Source organism: Cupriavidus sp. 05L310 (assembly GCF_056398185.1).
The window spans coordinates 1-15783 of record NZ_JBFTOX010000021.1 but is presented as its reverse complement, the minus strand read 5'-3'; the positions used below and the strand labels follow the sequence as shown (position 1 = coordinate 15783).

The following is a 15783-nucleotide window of genomic DNA, read 5'->3' as shown; positions in this document are numbered from 1 at the left end:
CGGCGAGCGGGTGAAAGCGGGTTTCTGGTGTTTCAAAGGAGAGGAAAATGCAAAGCAAGAAATTCCTGATGGTGGCCGCCCTTGCGGTGATGGCGGGCTCGGCGATGGCGCAGCCGGAAACCAAGGTGGACGTCGCGAAGGCGCCGGGCCAGGTGACCGTGGGAGGGGTAACCAGCGTCACGGCCACGGTGACAGCCATCGACGCGGCGACCAGAACGGTTTCGCTGAAGGACAAGAAGGGCAAGGTGACGAGTCTTGCGGTGGGTGAGGAAGCGCGCAATTTTGACCAGCTGAAGGTTGGCGACGTGGTGACTGTCGACTACAGGGAAGCCATGACGCTGACGCTCAAGAAGGAGGGGCGCGGCAAGAGTTCGATCAGCGAGAGCGCGACGATGAACCGGTCCGAACCGGGCGCCAAGCCGGGCGGCACAGCCGGGCGCGAAGTGACTGTCCTTGCCGACGTCGTCGCGGTCAATGCCAAGACGAAGATGGTCACCTTGAAAGGGCCCAAGGGCAATACGCTGGACCTGAAGGTTGACGACCCGGCGCAGTTGAAGGACATCAAGAAGGGCGACCAGGTAGAAGCTGTATACACCGAGGCGCTCGCGGTATCCGTCAAGCCGGCTGCGGGGAAGTAAGCAGCGATGGAGCGCGGGGGATATGCATCCCCCGCTGACGAAGCCGCAGTGAAACTCGCGGTGCGCAGCGGCAAGCCCTGCGCAACCTGCGGTCAGTCCGGGCAGATCACGCGTCAACGAGGAGCTCGCGGGAAGCGGCCGGGAGCCATGCATCCATGCATCCCAAGCGGGAGCGGTCCCGATATGGATCGTAGTTGTGACATTGGCGGATCGAGCCCATGGACCGGAAATCGTCAGCATCATCCCGCGGCGGCGTAAGCCTGCTGGTGCCGGAGTGGATCCGCGCGTACCAGAAGGACTGGGTCGCGCCGGATGTCGTCGCCGGGCTCACCGCCGGTGCCGTTGTCATTCCGAAGGCGCTGGCCTATGCAACAGTGGCGGGCTTGCCGATCCAGGTCGGGCTCTATACGGCGTTCCTGCCGATGGTGATCTATGCCTTCCTCGGAACGTCGCGCCCGCTTAGCGTCAGTACTACGGCAACGCTAGCCATTCTCGGTGCGGCGGCGCTCGGTCGGGTGGCGCCGGGCGGGGCTCCTGCCAGCCTGCTGGCGGCCTCGGCGACGCTTACCCTGCTCGTCGGCGCCATCCTTGTGCTGGCTTCGCTGCTGCGGCTTGGCTTCGTTGCCAACTTCATCTCGGACCCTGTCCTGACCGGGTTCAAGGCCGGGATTGCCGTCGTGATCGTGCTCGATCAGGTGCCGAAGCTGCTGGGCATACACTTTGCCAAGGGTTCGTTCTTCCACAATTTGCTGGCCATCGTCACCGGGCTGCCGCATACATCGCTCACCACGCTGGCTGTCGGCGTCATCACCATTGGCATGCTGCTGGTCATGGAGCATGTCTCGCCCAAGGCGCCCGCACCGCTGATCGCGGTGGCAGCCGGGATCGCCGCCGTGAGCTTGCTCGGCTTGCAGGCGCACGGCGTGGAGACCGTCGGCCAGGTGCCAACGGGCCTGCCGACGCCCGTCCTGCCGGATCTTTCGCTGATTGCGGAACTCTGGCCGCCTGCCGTTGGCATTGCGTTGATGAGCTTTACCGAGTCCATCGCGGCGGGCCGTGCGTTTGCCAGGAGGGGAGAACCGGCACCCGTGGCAAACCGGGAGTTGCTGGCGATCGGCGCCGCAAATATCGGGGGAGCCCTGCTGGGCGCCATGCCGGCGGGCGGCGGGACGTCGCAGACCGCGGTGAACCGGCTGGCCGGTGCATGCACACAGCTGGCTGCACTGGTTACCGCGGCGCTGGCGCTGGGCACAATGTTGCTGCTCGGACCGTTTATCGCAAAGATGCCGCACGCCACGCTGGCTGCCGTGGTCATTGTGTACTCGATCGGCCTGATCGATCCGGTCGAGTTTCGCGCGATTCTCCAGGTACGCCGCACGGAGTTTATCTGGGCGGTGACGGCGATGGTCGGCGTCGTGCTCCTCGGCACGCTGCAGGGCATTGTGGTGGCCATCGTAGTCTCGCTTTTGGCGCTGGCGCACCAGGTATCCGATCCGCCGGTCTATGTGCTCAGGCGCAAGCCGGGCACGCATTTGTTCCGGCCGGTGGGGCCTGAGCATCCGGAAGACGAGAGCTTTCCCGGCTTGCTGTTATTGCGCCCGGAGGGCCGTATCTTCTTCGCCAATGCCGGGCGCATCGCGCAAAAGATGCGTCCGCTTATGGCTGATGCCGACGCGCGCGTTATCGCGCTGGATCTTGGCGCTGTGTTCGATCTCGAGTACACAGCGCTCAAGATGCTGACGGAGGCGGAAAAGACATACCGCGAAGGCGGTGGAATGCTGTGGCTCGTCGGCATGAACCCCGGCGTGCTGGCGCTGGTGCAGCGCTCGCCGCTGGGCCAGGAGCTAGGGCGCGAGCGGATGCTGCCGGATCTGGACCAGGCGGTTGCCCGGTATCAGGCGTCGCGGGAGCCGGCCGGGGGGCGGTGAGGCTGCCGCGCCCGAGTCGGCGCGCCATGTCAGGCCTTGATTTCGTTCGTAAGCGGCTTGCCGGACTCGCATGCGGTGACGCTGCGCAACGTCGTCTGGCAAATCGTCGTCATGGCTTCGTGCGTGAAAAAGGCCTGATGGCCGGTCACGATGACGTTTGGAAAAGAGACCAGTCGCTGAAGCACGTCATCGGTGATGATGGTGCTGGAGAGATCCCGGAAGAAGATATCCGCCTCCTGCTCGTACACGTCGAGGGCCAGCCCGCCCAACTGTCCGCTCTTCAGCGCCTCGATCGCGGCCTCGGTGTCGATCAGCCCGCCACGGCTGGTGTTGACCAGCAATGCCCCGCGCTTTGTGCGCAGCAGCATGTCGGCATTGATGATGTGGCGCGTCTGCGGGGTCAGCGGGCAGTGCAGTGAAATGATATCCGCGCTGGCGCCGATTTCGCCGGGTAGGGCGTAGCGCGCGCCCAAGGCCTCGAACTCGGGCGTGGGGAATGCATCGTAGCCGACGACGTTGCATCCGAAGCCGAGCATGATCCTGGCGAACACACAGCCGATCTTGCCGGTACCCACCACGGCGACGGTTTTGCCGCAGAAATCGAATCCCATCAACCCGTCGAGGGAAAAGTTGAAGTCCCGCGTGCGGTTGTACGCACGGTGAATCTTGCGATTGATCGCCAGCAGCAAGGCAACGGCATGCTCCGCGACCGAATTTGGCGAATAACTGACGACGCGAACCACCTTCATGCCCAGCCTTTCCGCGGCTTTCAGGTCGACGTTGTTGAATCCGGTGCAGCGCAGCGCAACAAGGTTCGTTCCGCCGCGTTTGAGCGCATCGAGAACCGCGGCGTCCGCGGTGTCGTTCACGAAGATGCAGACCGCGTCATAGCCCGCGGCAAGGCCGGCGCTTTCCATTTCCAGCAGGTCATCGAAGTACTTGAGCTGATGACCCTCGGCAACATTGGCGGCATCGAGATATTCGCGGTCGTAGGGCTTGGCGCTGAATACGGCAACTTTCATTGCGTGTCTCCCAGAATGATGGAGCGTTGTTCTTCCGGCCAGAACTTGTCCGCGCTACCCGCCGGCCAGTGCCGCGGTGATCTGTGCGAACAGGATTTTTGCAACCGTCATCGAAGGGAAAATCATGGCATAGCCGAGGTCCGTCCGATCCGTGGGGGCGACGCGATTGGCAAAGGCAAGGATGGCCGGGTTCCCCGTCGCCCCGCTGATGACGCCTGCGGTAGTGTCAAACGGCAGCTTGAAGATCCACAGGCAACACAATGCGGTGATCAGCACCAGTGCCAGGACAATGGCAACGCTGTAAAGCAGGAACCAGGCTCCCGCTACGCCGATCGTGGCGAAGAACTTCGGCCCGGAGGAAATGCCCACCTGCGCCAGAAAGATGGTGAGGCCGAAATTGCGCAGGACCAGATTGGCCGAGAGGGGCATGGTCCAGACGAACGGTCCGGAGCGGCGAAGCTTGCCAAGATAAAGGGCGACCAGCAGCAGCGCGGCCAGCCCGAGGGTCAGCTTGCCGACGCCTGGAATCGGCAGCGGGATGATGCCTGCCAACAGCCCCGCGGCCGCACCGATGCCGATCGAGATGAAGCTCAGTTCGGCGGTGCCCTTGATGGAGTCGCCGAAGAACTTGCGTATCGATTTTGCGTGGGCACGATTCACCAGCAGGCCGACCCGGTCGCCGACCTCAAGGATAAGATCGGGGCCGGGCAATATATCGGCATCGCCCCTGCGCACATGGGCAATCGAGCAGACGACACCTTCCGGAAACCGGATATCGCACAGCGCCAGTCCGACCACGTCGCGGCTCGACGCAAATACGCGAGCATAGTCAAGATCCTCCCGATGGCTGCTGATCCGTCCCGGTTGCAGCTCTCCCAGGAAGGCGGCGGCTTCCTGAAGTGCCGCCGGGTCCGTGGCAGTCGCAAGCAGGACATCGTCCGTTTGCAGAACGAGGTCGTCCGTGGGCAGCTGGTTATGGTGTTCGCGGCGCACCGCGGCAATCGCCAGGCCTGCCGGCAGGCGTGCCTTCAGTTCGGAGAACCTGAGGCCAATGACTTCGCGGTTTCTCAGGGCGATTTCGGCCGTTTCAATGATCTTTGCCGGAGGTGCCTCGATCTTTGCCTTGAGCACCGCGCCAAGTCCGTAAAGGATCAGGATCGGACCGGCGACACCGAAGGGATACGCCACGCTGTAGCCAACCGCGGCGCCGTCGCCTTTCATGGCAGTAATGATCGCCTGCAAGGTCGCCGTGCTGGTCCCCGAGCCCGCGAACATCCCCAGCGACTCATCGAGTTTGACACCGAACAGCGGCACCAGCGCCAACGAGACAAAGCCGGCACCGGCTACGCCCAGTGCGGCCGCCGCGTTGGCCTTCAGTCCGTCGGCGCTTGTCAGGCCCGCAAAAAACTGGCCGCCGTATTGGATGCCGATGCCATAGAGGAATAGCAGCAAGCCGAGGGTGCCGAGAAGGGCGGGTGGAGCCGCCTTGGGCGCAAACCCCCCAAGCGCCTATCCGACAAAAAGTACGGCCCCGGACCCTAGCGAGACCCCCTTTATATTGAATTCGCCGACAACGTAACCCAATGCGACCGTGAGGAACAAAGTGAACAACGGCTGGGTTTCCAACAGTGACCTGACGGCTTCCATGGCCGGCTCCTTATTATCAGGATTGAAGATCCAGCACGTTGACGCGGCAGCGTACCGCGGACGCTTGGTCGAGAGGGGCGGATGGCCGTCGCACCCAAGCCCGCAATTCCCCGGATTTCAATCACTGTGCCGGTGCACGCACAGTGGATCCGTTGCCTTCGGGTAGTTGATTTCGAACTGCCTTGATGGACATGATGTCCGGTGACGCCCGGATCGCGACGTCGCTTCCATCGAATTCGAGTCCAAAGGGCGACGCGGGAATGGGCGTCTGGCGCGCACCGCACTTTGTAAGCATAGGCATGGCTAAGATCGAATCATTGACGTAGGTCAGCGTATTTGAACGGCACACTGAAGACGCACGGATCCGAACAATCGGAATCATCGCGGGTGACGCTATCTCGAACAGCCTGGAGTGCACGCCAGAAGCAAGAGGAACAAGACCGGGAATGCGGGACTCGGGGAAGTGATGTGTGCGGCAATTGCAGGACGTCCTCTCGATCGACACAGTACCGGGACAGGGTGTCCGTATCCTGATCCGGCTTCCAATTCGAACCGTGAACGCCGGAAGATTGCAGGCTTCCCGGCCTTTTGTTTCTCATGGCGCCGGTTCGGCCCGGCTAACGAATTGCCGGCGGCTTGCCGAAGGGAATTAGAATGCTGGTCCAGAGCATGGCGGTGCGCCTTCCTCCGCGCGGCCCGGACTACCGGGTAGCCGTTGTGCAAGGGCTCGCGCAGCGCTCATCCGCAATTCGGAATTCCATCGTGACCATTCGCAGCTTCCAGGGCAAAGCCCCCAAACTCGGCGACCGCGTGTTCGTCGACCCGAGCGCCGTCGTGATCGGCGACGTAGAGATCGGCGCCGACAGTTCCATCTGGCCGCTGGTCACCATTCGCGGCGATATGCATCGCATTCGCATTGGCGAGCGCACCAGCGTGCAGGACGGCAGTGTGCTGCACATCACGCATGCCGGTCCCTTCAATCCGGATGGTTTCCCGCTCACCATCGGCGACGATGTGACGATCGGCCACAAGGCGCTGCTGCATGGCTGCACCATCGGCAGCCGCATCCTGATCGGCATGGGCACCATCGTGATGGATGGCGCGGTGATCGAGGACGAAGTGATTCTTGGCGCCGGCAGCCTGGTGCCGCCGGGCAAGGTGCTCAAGGGCGGGCATCTGTACGTCGGGAGCCCGGCCAGGGAGGCACGGCCCCTGACGGAAAAGGAACGCGGTTTCTTCCGCTATACGGCGGCCAATTACGTGAAGCTGAAGGACCAGCATGTCGCGGAGTTGCAGGGCGTTTGAGCGAATTGCCAGCGCCGCAGCCGGCTATCACACCCGGCTGCCGGCAGCGTTTCCTGTCAGATCACCTTCCCCGGATTCATCAGCCCCTGCGGATCCAGCGCCTGCTTGATTGCCCGCATCATCGCGAGTTCGACTTTGCTCTTGTAGCGCCGGTTTTCTTCACGCTTGAGCTGGCCGAGCCCGTGCTCGGCCGAGATCGAGCCGCGATGCGCGTGCACGCTGTCATGCACGATCAGGTTGATGGCTTCCGAATTGCCGAGGAAGGCATCGTGGCTCTGCCCGGCGGGAGGCGATACGTTGTAGTGCAGGTTGCCATCGCCAAGGTGGCCGAAGGTGACCATGCGCGCGCCGGGAAAGGCTTGCTGGATCAGGGCGTCGGTAGTGTCGATGAAATCCGCGATGCGCGAGATCGGCACGGCGATGTCGTGCTTGATGTTCTTGCCTTCGTCGACCTGCGCCAGCGGGATATGTTCGCGCAGGTTCCAGAAGTCGCGCGACTGTTGAACGGATTCGGCCACCACCGCGTCTTGTGCCACGCCGGCTTCGAAGGCCGTTTCCATCAGCGCTTCGAAGATGGCGCGCGCATGGTCGTCGCTCTCGTTGTCCGACAGTTCCAGCAGCACGACCTGCGGATGCGGGCGGTCGAACGGATAGCGCAACTGCGGGTAGTGCGTGGTGACCAGCGACAGGCACATCTCCGACATCAGCTCAAAACCCGTCAGCATGGCCCCGGCGCGTTGCTGGGCAATGGCCAGCAGGGCGAGGGCCGCGCGCGGATTGGCCACTGCCGCCAGCGCCGTGACGCGGGCGCGCGGCAGCGGATACAGCTTCATCACGGCGGCGGTAATGATGCCGAGCGTGCCTTCCGCGCCGATGAAGAGGTCGCGCAGGTCGTAGCCGGTGTTGTCCTTGCGCAGGCCGCGCAGGCCGTCCCAGATCTCGCCGGCGGGCGTTACCACTTCCAGCCCCAGGCATAGCTCGCGGGTGTTGCCGTAGCGCAGCACGGCCGTGCCGCCCGCGTTCGTGGAGAGATTGCCGCCAATGGTGCAGCTGCCTTCCGCCGCGAGACTCAGCGGAAACAGCCGGCCATGCTCGCGCGCGGCGTCCTGCAACTGCTGCAGGATCACGCCGGCTTCCACCGTGATGGTGTTGTTGAGCGGGTCTACCTGCCGCACGCGGTTCAGGCGCTGGAGAGAGATCACCACGGACTGCTGTCCCGCTGTCGGCGTGGCGCCCCCGCATAGCCCGGTATTGCCGCCCTGGGGCACCACGGCCAGCTTGTGCGCGTGGCAGGCGTGCACGGCGGCGGCGACTTCCTCGGCCGAGCCTGGCCGCAGCACCGCCAATGCTTCCCCCGTATAGCGCTTGCGCCAGTCGGTCAGGTAGGGAGCCTTGTCGGCGTCTTCGGTCAGCACGTGCTGCTCGCCCAGGGCGGCGCGGCAGAGGGCGAGGAAGGAATCGGGATGCGAGGCGGTCATGGCGGTAGGTCCAGGAGGGCGGCCGCCGTCGTGACGGCCGCGCGGAGTGGATTGCTGCGGGCTTACAGCGCGTTCATCGGCGATGTCATTTGCCGGGCTTGGCCTTGGCCGGTTGCAGCGCCTTGGCGCGGCGCTTGTACGGGCGCAGGTAGAGGATGGTGCCGAAGAAGAACAGCAGCGTCAGCGCGACTTCGACCCACGCCAGCGTGGAGGACGGCGGCCGGTCGCTGGTGGCGCGCACGATGCCTTCCGTGAAGAACAACAGGATCAGCATCGAGGACCACTGCATGGTGTAGCGGTTGCGGGTCAGTACGCCGCGCAGCGGCAGCAGCAGGGGCAGGAACTTGAGGATCAGCCAGGACCCGCCGGGACGCAGCGGCGCCAGGAACCATTCCCAGGCGATGCACAGCAGGATCAGTGCAATCAGGCTGCCGGCGCTCAGCCGGTACAGGCCGGCGCTGTGCAGCGCGCTGTCGGTGGCGTTGGCCGCGGGCGCAACCGCGGGCTTGGGGGCGGCGTTCATGCGTGGCTCCGGCCAGCCAGGCGCAGCGCGGTCTCGGCCAGGCGCTTGCCCATGGCGCGCGCGAGCGCGGCTTCCTCGTCGGACACCGGCGCACTGTTGTCCACGCGCGCGTGATGGCTGGGGCCGTAGGGCGTGCCGCCGCTGGCGGTGGTCATCAGGGCGCTTTCCGAATAAGGCAGGCCCAGCACCAGCATGCCGTGATGCAGCAAGGGCAGCATCATCGACAGCAAGGTGGTTTCCTGGCCGCCATGCAGGCTGCCGGTGGCGGTGAACACGCAGGCGGGCTTGCCGGCAAGGGCGCCCGACAGCCACTGGGCCACGGTGCCATCCAGGAAGTACTTCATCGGCGCGGCCATATTGCCGAAGCGGGTCGGGCTGCCCAGCGCCAGGCCGGCGCATTCCTCCAGATCGCGTAATTCGGCGTAAGGCGGGCCTTCCGCCGGGATATCCGGCGCGGTGGCCTCGCTCACGGTGGAAACCGGCGGCACGGTGCGCAGGCGTGCCTGGGCGCCGGGCACGCTGTCGATGCCGGTGGCGATCAGTTCGGCCAGCTTGCGGGTACTGCCGTGGCGGCTGTAATAGAGGACTAGGAGTTCGGTCATGGACAGGGCTGCGGCGCGCAACAAGGGCGCCGGGGTGGGGCGGTCCCAGGGGGCAGGCCGGATTGGTGCCTTGTGCGGCGCACAGGGCAATGCGCGTATTATAGTTGCGGCCCCGGCGTGCGCCGCGCGTCGCCGCGCCGGGGTACCCCACTGAATCAGCAAGGAGTTTGCCCCAGCATGTTCGCCGCCCGCTTCGTTCGCCTGCGCAGGGAATGGAATCTGCAAAAACTGCGCGCGCTCACGCGCTACGCGCTGCGCCGCGCCGGCGAAGGCCGCTTGCCGCAGGTCGCGGCCAGCCTTACCTTCACTACGGTGCTGGCGGTGGTGCCGGTGTTGACGGTGGCCTTCGCCCTGCTGGCGGCCTTCCCCGTATTCCGCGAGTTTCGCAGCGCGACCGAGTCATTCCTGTTCCAGAACCTGATCCCGGGCAACGTCAGCAATTCCATCACGAGCTACCTTGGCCAGTTCGCGAAGAACGCCAAGGGCCTGACCGCGGTGGGCCTGGGCGGGCTGATGCTGACCTCGGTGCTGACGATGCTGACCGTGGAGGACGCGCTCAACGCAATCTGGCGCGTCAAGCAGCGCCGCCCGCTGGCGCAGCGCATCCTGGTGTTCTGGGCGGTGCTGACGCTGGGCCCCGTGCTGATCGGCGCCAGCCTGTCGATCAGTTCCTACCTGATCTCGGTTTCGGCCGGCTATGTGGGCACCATGCCGTTCGGGCTGGAGCTGGTGGTGAACCTGACGCCGGTGCTGCTGTCGGCGCTCGCCTTCGCCTTTCTCTATACCGCCGTGCCCAACGCCAACGTGGAGTGGCGCGACGCGATTGCCGCCGGGCTGGTGGCGGCGCTTGCCTTCGAGCTGGCCAAACGCGGCTTCGGTTATTTCGTCACCCATATCCCGACCTACACCGCGGTCTATGGCACCTTTGCCGCGCTGCCGATCTTCCTGCTCTGGATTTACCTGAGCTGGCTGGTGACCCTGCTGGGCGCCACCATTGCCGCCAACCTGCCCGTGATCCGGCAAGGCTACTGGCGGCGCCGCACCTTTGCCGGCAGCGAGTTCTTCGACGCGCTGGGCGTGCTCTACCTGCTATACCGGGCACGGGACGAGGTGCCGCGCAGCGTCGGCGAACTCGACCTGGGCCGCAAGCTGCGGGTAGAGGCGGATTACCTGGCGGGCCTGCTGGGCAAGCTCAAGGCCATGCACCTGGTAGGCAGGCTGGCGCAGGAACGCGGCCAGGCCCATTGGGCGCTGCTGTGCGATCCCGGGCAGGTCACGCTGCGCACGCTGCACGACCGGCTGGTGCTGAACCTGCCGCGCCTGCCGCGCACGGCATTGGCGCAGCAGTTGCAAGGCGCCGATGCGCTCAAGCAGGTGCTGGACAACCCGCGACTGGACCAGCCGCTGGATGCGGTGTTCCGCCGGCAGCAACCGGAGGATGGCCCGGCGGTCCAGGAACGCCCAGCCGATTCCGCGCGCCGCACGCTGGAAGTGGTGCCGCCCGGCTGGCATGGCCAGGTCTGAATGCCCCCCTAGAAGGGAATCCTGCCACGCCAGATGTCGGCGTACATGACCCAGTCTCCCATCAGGCTGTAGAGCGGGTGGCGGAAGGTGGCGGGGCGGTTCTTCTCGAAGGCGAAATGGCCGACCCAGGCGAAGGCATATCCCGACACGACGGCCGCTGCCAGCCACCACCAGTTGCCGCTGAGCAGGAGTGCAAGCAGGCACAGCAATGCCACGCTGGAGCCGGCGAAATGCAGGCGGCGGCAGATGGGATTGCGGTGCTCGTTCAGGTAGAAGGGATAGAAGGCGGCGAAATTCTCGAACTCACGGGGGTGGGCCTGGGGCATGGCGGGGGCCTGTGGGGTGTTCGGGGGCTTTTAGTTTAGGTGGGGGGTGACTGTCACTGCAACTGCTTACCGTCAAAGGCAACTGCGGTTTCACCACCCCTGCGGGGCGGCGACCTACTTTCTTGTCTTGCCAAGAAAGTAGGCAAAGAAGGCGCGCCGGATGGGGCGACACCCCCTCGGGCTTCGACGAAAAGAGCGGCCGGGACCCAAACTCGCATCGCCTTAAGGCGATGCTCAGACATGGGTCCCTCTTTTCCGCTCTTTTCGCCGAATCCCGAGGCGCCCCATACGGCCTTGGCACACCTTGACGGCTCGCTTCGCATCGCGCTTGGGTGTTTCCCGCCCCTTGGGGCGGGAAACACGGCTACCACAGTTGGTTGATCTTGCCGCTGGTTGGCTCCCCTCTCCCACTTGTGGGAGAGGGGCCGGGGGAGAGGGCGGGCGCTCGCTACGCCGCCGCAGCCTTCAACCTGCTGCTACCACTTTGCACCACGCCGTCCTCCCGCATCTTGACCCGCAGCGCGTCGAAGAACACCACCGGGTACATCACCTCAAGCGGGCGAGCCTGTCAGGCCGTGACTTCGTCCATCACCGCATCGGTCACTGAACTGATGAACTCGGGCGAGACCTCGGTGCGGTACTGCTCGGCCAGGAACGCCTGGGTCTCGCGCATGGTCATGCCCCGGGCATACATGGCGATGATCTTGTCATCGAAGCCGGTGAAGCGTCGCTCGTGTTTGGGGATCAGGATCGGGGCGAAGGTGCCATCCCGGTCGCGGGGGACCTCAACGCGCAGCGGCCCGTCGTCCGTGAGCACGGCTCTGGCGCTCTTGCCGTTGCGCTGGTTGGCCGTGCCGGCCGGGCGTTCGGCGCCCGGGGCATAGTGATGGCCCAGCTCCGCGTCCAGGGCGCGCTCGATCAGGGCCTTCTTGAACGCCATGGAGGCCTCCACGGCCTCGGTGGTCACGGGGCCTTTTACGAAATGGGCAATCAGGTCCTCGGGAATGGTCGGCAGCCTGTCTAGTCTTCATTTTGCGTGGCATGACATGCTCCTTAGCGACATGTTATGCCCTAAGCACAAAATTCCTGACAGGTCCGGCCGAGACGTTCACCGGCACCGCTGGTGTCCGTGTTCGGAACCATTGACGACTATCGTGCCCCACTTTGCACAAACGGAGCTCGCTAGAACCCGATCGCGAGGCGGGCACACGAGAAGGCACTATCGGACGAATCCGCGACCGATTCGGAATCTTCGCAAACAAAGCTGGATGCGCACTTGATACGCTACTTCCATCCAACTCCATCGCCGATGTCTTGGGGGGGCTCCCTGGCGGACTCTTCAACCCGCTAGTTTCGGCTCAACCGCCTCATGTGCGGGATGGGGCATTTTTTCCAGGGGGCGCGGTAGCCCTTGTCTTCGCGCCATAGACAAGCGATTGCGGGATAACGGAAAGAAGCGACGGGCAGTGCAGCATGGTGATCAGGTCATCAATGAAGCCGCTCTCGAGATGTCGATTGCTCGATGCGATGTTGCTTGTCGGCGCAATCCTCCTTGCCGCCGTCGCGCTTTGGGCGCCATGCCGAGGAACGTCATGATCTGCCGCCGTTCGAATACGAAGGGAAAAGGAGCCCTTGGAGGAGAAACGGTCGGAATATGAACTGAGCCTGTTCAACGAATTGCATTTCTGGAACACAGGAACGCCGAAGTACATGGGAAATGACGGGAACAGTCAGGGGAGAGCAGATTGATTGGCGATGCTCTATGAATGGCTACTAGTTGGTCTATGTCATGTTGCAATTCCTGCCGCCGTCCACGGACATTCGCTATGTGGTCGATAGGCCTAAAGCGGAAAGCCTCGGAAATATGAAGAGATCTATCGTCTAAAACCCACCACCGCGTTCAAGGAGAATATTTATGAACTTGTTTCGCTCGGAAGTTCTTTCGTCAACCAACGATTGGTCTGGGCCTATTGTGCTTCCGAGGCCCTGGTCAAGCTGGGTTATTGTTAGCGTGGGCACATCTATTGGAATGCTGACTCTCGCATACCTAGTGTTTGGCACATACACAAAACATGCGTCGGTGCGCGGTATTCTTCTACCGGCACACGGCGTGATCCGCATCTCATCACAGGCAACAGGGATCATAACCGAAAGAAGAGTCTCGGAAGGCGAGCAAGTGAACAACGGAGACATCCTTTTTGTACTTTCCGACGAGCGCCGAACATCCGATATACAAGGGAGCCTCAAGTTGGCGGATGCTCACGCGCACTTGCTCGAGCAGCGACGCTCAAATCTTCAAGTGGCAATTGACGCAAGCCATCTACTCAATCAGCAAACTCAAGACGGCCTTCGATCGAGGTTAAACGCCCAAGCGGATGAGCTAACTAATCTCCGGCAAGAGATCGAAGTGCACACTCGTCGCGTTGCGTCGGCAGAGAATATATTTCATCGCCAAGTAATTCTCGCGCAAAATAATTTTATTTCCCCGGCAGGCCTGCTTGAGAAAGAAGATCAAGTCGAAACTCTGCGCATTCAGCTTATTTCTGCGCGACGTAAAAGGGCGGAGTTGACGAACAGTATTGCTTCGCTTCGAAGCGAGCTAAGCCAAGTAGCCACGCGCGCGGGAAGCCAAATAGCAGACTTGCGGCGCCAAATGGCTGAGTTACTGCAAGAGAGTGCTGAAGTTCGAACGCGTGACCGACTCGCTATCACGGCCCCACTTGCAGGAACAGTCACGGCCATTACAGCGGAAGTTGGGCAACTCGCCAGCAACCAGCCCATTGCCACGATACTGCCAAGAGGCTCGGCACTGATCGCACAACTTTTCGCGCCATCACGCGTTGTCGGCTTCGTCAAGCCGGGTCAGCGCATGCGATTGAGGTACCAAGCCTATCCATATGAAAAGTTCGGCCAATACTCAGGGACGGTAATCGAAGTCTCCCGCAGCCCGATCTCGCCACTGGATCTGGCATCCAATTTTCCTCCTCTGCGATTGGCAATTGACGAAGGCGTATACCGCATTACTGTAAAGGTTGATGATCAGAGCATACTCGCCGATGGGAAGAATATTCCTCTAATGCCGGGAATGACACTGGACGCCGACATCGAACAGGAGAAAAGAAGGCTATATGAATGGATATTTTTCCCTGTAATAGGAGTTAGCAGGCGGCTATCGTAACTAATAAAAGGCAAGTCAGATGAATTATATGGGTCAAAATCTACGTCGAAAATATTTTTTAATTGTTGTTCATGTGGCTATTATCATGATTCTCGCTTCGGCGTCACTTGCGAGTGCAGATGGCGGTACTTCTTCGTTAGGTGAGCAGCGAAAATTCGAGGAAATAGAAACTTTCAGTCTCGGAATGGTTGGGTTCTATGGGCATGTAAGTAATCAGGAGGAATTATATCGGTCTATTCTAAAAAAGCGTGATTCCGTTTCATTTTTTATACGAATAGTAAATTCTAAAACGGCAACAGTAGAGTCAAAATTGTATGCCGCCTGTGGGCTTCGCGAAAAATCGCCGCTGGCATTCGATGAGGCGAAAATATCGATCATTAAATCTGGAGGGATGGCATCAGTTTTGAGGGCTGACATTTTAAAAAGGGAGGACGTAGCAGAAATAATCGAGTTCATTGATGATCATGGCTGCAAATCCGTTTACAAAAAGGACAAGAGATGAGAGTTATTACAGATGAAGAAATGAAAATGATGGCGGGTGGAATGAATATGTCTGGTGAAGCCGAGTCAAGCAATGTGATTGACCTCCGGGGGCGAAACATGGGGAGCTATATTGACGCAAATGGTGGGTGTTGGGCTCCTGGTACGCCCTCTTCGTCGATGTATCCAAATGGCGCGGATGGCGATGAATGACTGAAATTGAGGGTGGTTTCCCTCGAAACCACACCTTGCTGAGACCGGCTACGCCTGGTGAGCCAATGCCAGCGTAGCCGAAATGGTCGGTTAGTCATAAGGTTATTAGCTTTGGACCCATATTTCGTGGACTAGGAAAGAGGCGAGCCCGTAAAGATATGATATCCGAGACGATTAGTGCATCCAGTTTCTTTGAAGAGAATTTTGAGAGATATCCGGCTTTATTCAAATCTTGCTATACAGGGAAATTTTTCGACTGGCACGATCTTGATGAGTCAATATACTCCAGTCAATCAAGTCCACTTGGGGTGAGAATCCATAATGGAGTGGATTTTATTGACCCGGCGGGGTATAGCAAAAGATGTATTGAGGTGGGGGTAATTAAAATCCAACTTAATAAAGATCTTGTTGAGATGCATCTGGCGGCTGGCTCAACACTTGTGTTCAATCGAATAGAGTCAGTTTCAATTAAAATTAGAAACATTTGTAACGAATTGTCTGATTTTATTGGTGAGGTCGTCATTGCAAACGGTTATGCTGCTTTCGGAAATAGTGGATCTTTTGGTGATCATTGGGATACGCATGATGTTTTTGCCATCCAGCTGATGGGGCGCAAGCGATGGCTGTTGTATTCGCCCACCTTCACACTTCCTTTGCCTGGGCAGACGAGCAAGAACTACAAGCACTGCCGACCGGCGGAGCCAGTGCTTGATGTGGTTCTTGAGCCCGGCGATGTTCTTTACGTTCCACGAGGGTGGTGGCACTCCGCGACCCAATCCACCCAAGATAAGCCGCCAAATAAAATCGCATTTTGCGCCGAGGACACTTGACAGGTGACGAGGTTCGAGCGGCCGCCGCCCTGCTTGCGCTGGCTGTTTAGCGCAAGCAGGGCGGCGGCCAATAGAGGATCATTTCTCGA

Annotated in this window: 13 protein-coding genes and 2 pseudogenes; 8 read left to right on the top strand and 7 right to left on the bottom strand. The window is 61.3% G+C overall.

Annotation, left to right across the window (positions count from 1 at the left end; all coding sequences use genetic code 11):
- Positions 1-47 precede the first annotated feature (47 nt).
- Together AC1DS6_RS16745 and AC1DS6_RS16740 are read left to right on the top strand one after the other, a co-directional pair.
- Positions 48-638 carry a hypothetical protein gene (locus tag AC1DS6_RS16745; RefSeq protein ID WP_441627364.1) on the top strand — a complete coding sequence of 197 codons (591 nt, stop codon included), beginning with the start codon at positions 48-50 and terminating at the stop codon, positions 636-638.
- Between the two features lie 218 nt (positions 639-856).
- Complete coding sequence (locus AC1DS6_RS16740) at positions 857-2566, top strand: SulP family inorganic anion transporter (protein WP_477102775.1); 1710 nt, start codon at positions 857-859, stop codon at positions 2564-2566.
- Positions 2567-2595: 29 nt separating this feature from the next.
- On the opposite strand, the gene AC1DS6_RS16735 is transcribed toward AC1DS6_RS16740, so the two are convergent.
- Both AC1DS6_RS16735 and AC1DS6_RS16730 read right to left on the bottom strand, forming a co-directional pair.
- Positions 2596-3588, bottom strand: coding sequence for a 2-hydroxyacid dehydrogenase (locus AC1DS6_RS16735; RefSeq protein WP_441627362.1), 993 nt, complete (start codon positions 3586-3588; stop codon positions 2596-2598).
- A gap of 54 nt (positions 3589-3642) precedes the next feature.
- Positions 3643-5235 (bottom strand): annotated as a pseudogene (locus AC1DS6_RS16730) (aspartate:alanine exchanger family transporter).
- Positions 5236-5997: 762 nt separating this feature from the next.
- On the opposite strand from AC1DS6_RS16730, the gene AC1DS6_RS16725 reads away from it, so the two are divergent.
- Complete coding sequence (locus tag AC1DS6_RS16725; RefSeq protein WP_477102774.1) at positions 5998-6540, top strand: gamma carbonic anhydrase family protein; 543 nt, start codon at positions 5998-6000, stop codon at positions 6538-6540.
- 56 nt (positions 6541-6596) lie between these two features.
- Here the strand turns inward: AC1DS6_RS16725 and AC1DS6_RS16720 are convergent, their stop codons facing one another.
- The 3 genes from AC1DS6_RS16720 to wrbA all read right to left on the bottom strand — a co-directional run bounded on the left by AC1DS6_RS16720 (position 6597) and on the right by wrbA (position 9143).
- Positions 6597-8018, bottom strand: coding sequence for an FAD-binding oxidoreductase (locus tag AC1DS6_RS16720; RefSeq protein WP_441627358.1), 1422 nt, complete (start codon positions 8016-8018; stop codon positions 6597-6599).
- Positions 8019-8103: 85 nt separating this feature from the next.
- Positions 8104-8541, bottom strand: a complete 438-nt coding sequence (locus AC1DS6_RS16715; RefSeq protein ID WP_441627356.1) for a DUF2069 domain-containing protein — start codon at positions 8539-8541, stop codon at positions 8104-8106.
- Positions 8538-9143 (bottom strand): NAD(P)H:quinone oxidoreductase, encoded by a 606-nt coding sequence (gene wrbA / locus AC1DS6_RS16710; RefSeq protein ID WP_441627354.1) that lies wholly within the window; start codon positions 9141-9143, stop codon positions 8538-8540. Before wrbA ends, AC1DS6_RS16715 begins: the two co-directional genes overlap by 4 nt.
- A gap of 177 nt (positions 9144-9320) precedes the next feature.
- Between wrbA and AC1DS6_RS16705 the strand changes: the two genes are divergently transcribed.
- Positions 9321-10667, top strand: a complete 1347-nt coding sequence (locus AC1DS6_RS16705; RefSeq protein ID WP_441627352.1) for a YihY family inner membrane protein — start codon at positions 9321-9323, stop codon at positions 10665-10667.
- 8 nt (positions 10668-10675) lie between these two features.
- Here AC1DS6_RS16705 and AC1DS6_RS16700 read toward each other — a convergent pair whose 3' ends face one another.
- Both AC1DS6_RS16700 and AC1DS6_RS16695 read right to left on the bottom strand, forming a co-directional pair.
- Positions 10676-10993: an Mpo1-like protein gene (locus AC1DS6_RS16700; RefSeq protein WP_441627350.1), complete on the bottom strand. Its 318-nt coding sequence runs from the start codon at positions 10991-10993 to the stop codon at positions 10676-10678.
- A gap of 481 nt (positions 10994-11474) precedes the next feature.
- Positions 11475-12036, bottom strand: a pseudogene (locus AC1DS6_RS16695) (transposase); the annotation flags it as partial.
- A gap of 872 nt (positions 12037-12908) precedes the next feature.
- Here AC1DS6_RS16695 and AC1DS6_RS16690 point away from each other — a divergent pair.
- From AC1DS6_RS16690 to AC1DS6_RS16675, 4 genes are all read left to right on the top strand, one after another.
- A complete protein-coding gene (locus AC1DS6_RS16690; RefSeq protein ID WP_441627348.1) occupies positions 12909-14171 on the top strand; it encodes an HlyD family secretion protein in 1263 nt (420 codons plus the stop codon).
- 19 nt (positions 14172-14190) lie between these two features.
- Positions 14191-14673 (top strand): MchS3 family protein, encoded by a 483-nt coding sequence (gene mchS3 / locus AC1DS6_RS16685; protein ID WP_441627346.1) that lies wholly within the window; start codon positions 14191-14193, stop codon positions 14671-14673.
- Complete coding sequence (locus AC1DS6_RS16680; protein WP_441627344.1) at positions 14670-14864, top strand: hypothetical protein; 195 nt, start codon at positions 14670-14672, stop codon at positions 14862-14864. The genes mchS3 and AC1DS6_RS16680 overlap by 4 nt, the downstream gene beginning before the upstream one ends.
- A 158-nt stretch (positions 14865-15022) precedes the next feature.
- On the top strand, positions 15023-15694 hold the full coding sequence (locus AC1DS6_RS16675) for a JmjC domain-containing protein (RefSeq protein ID WP_477102773.1): 672 nt from the start codon (positions 15023-15025) through the stop codon (positions 15692-15694).
- Positions 15695-15783 lie beyond the last annotated feature (89 nt).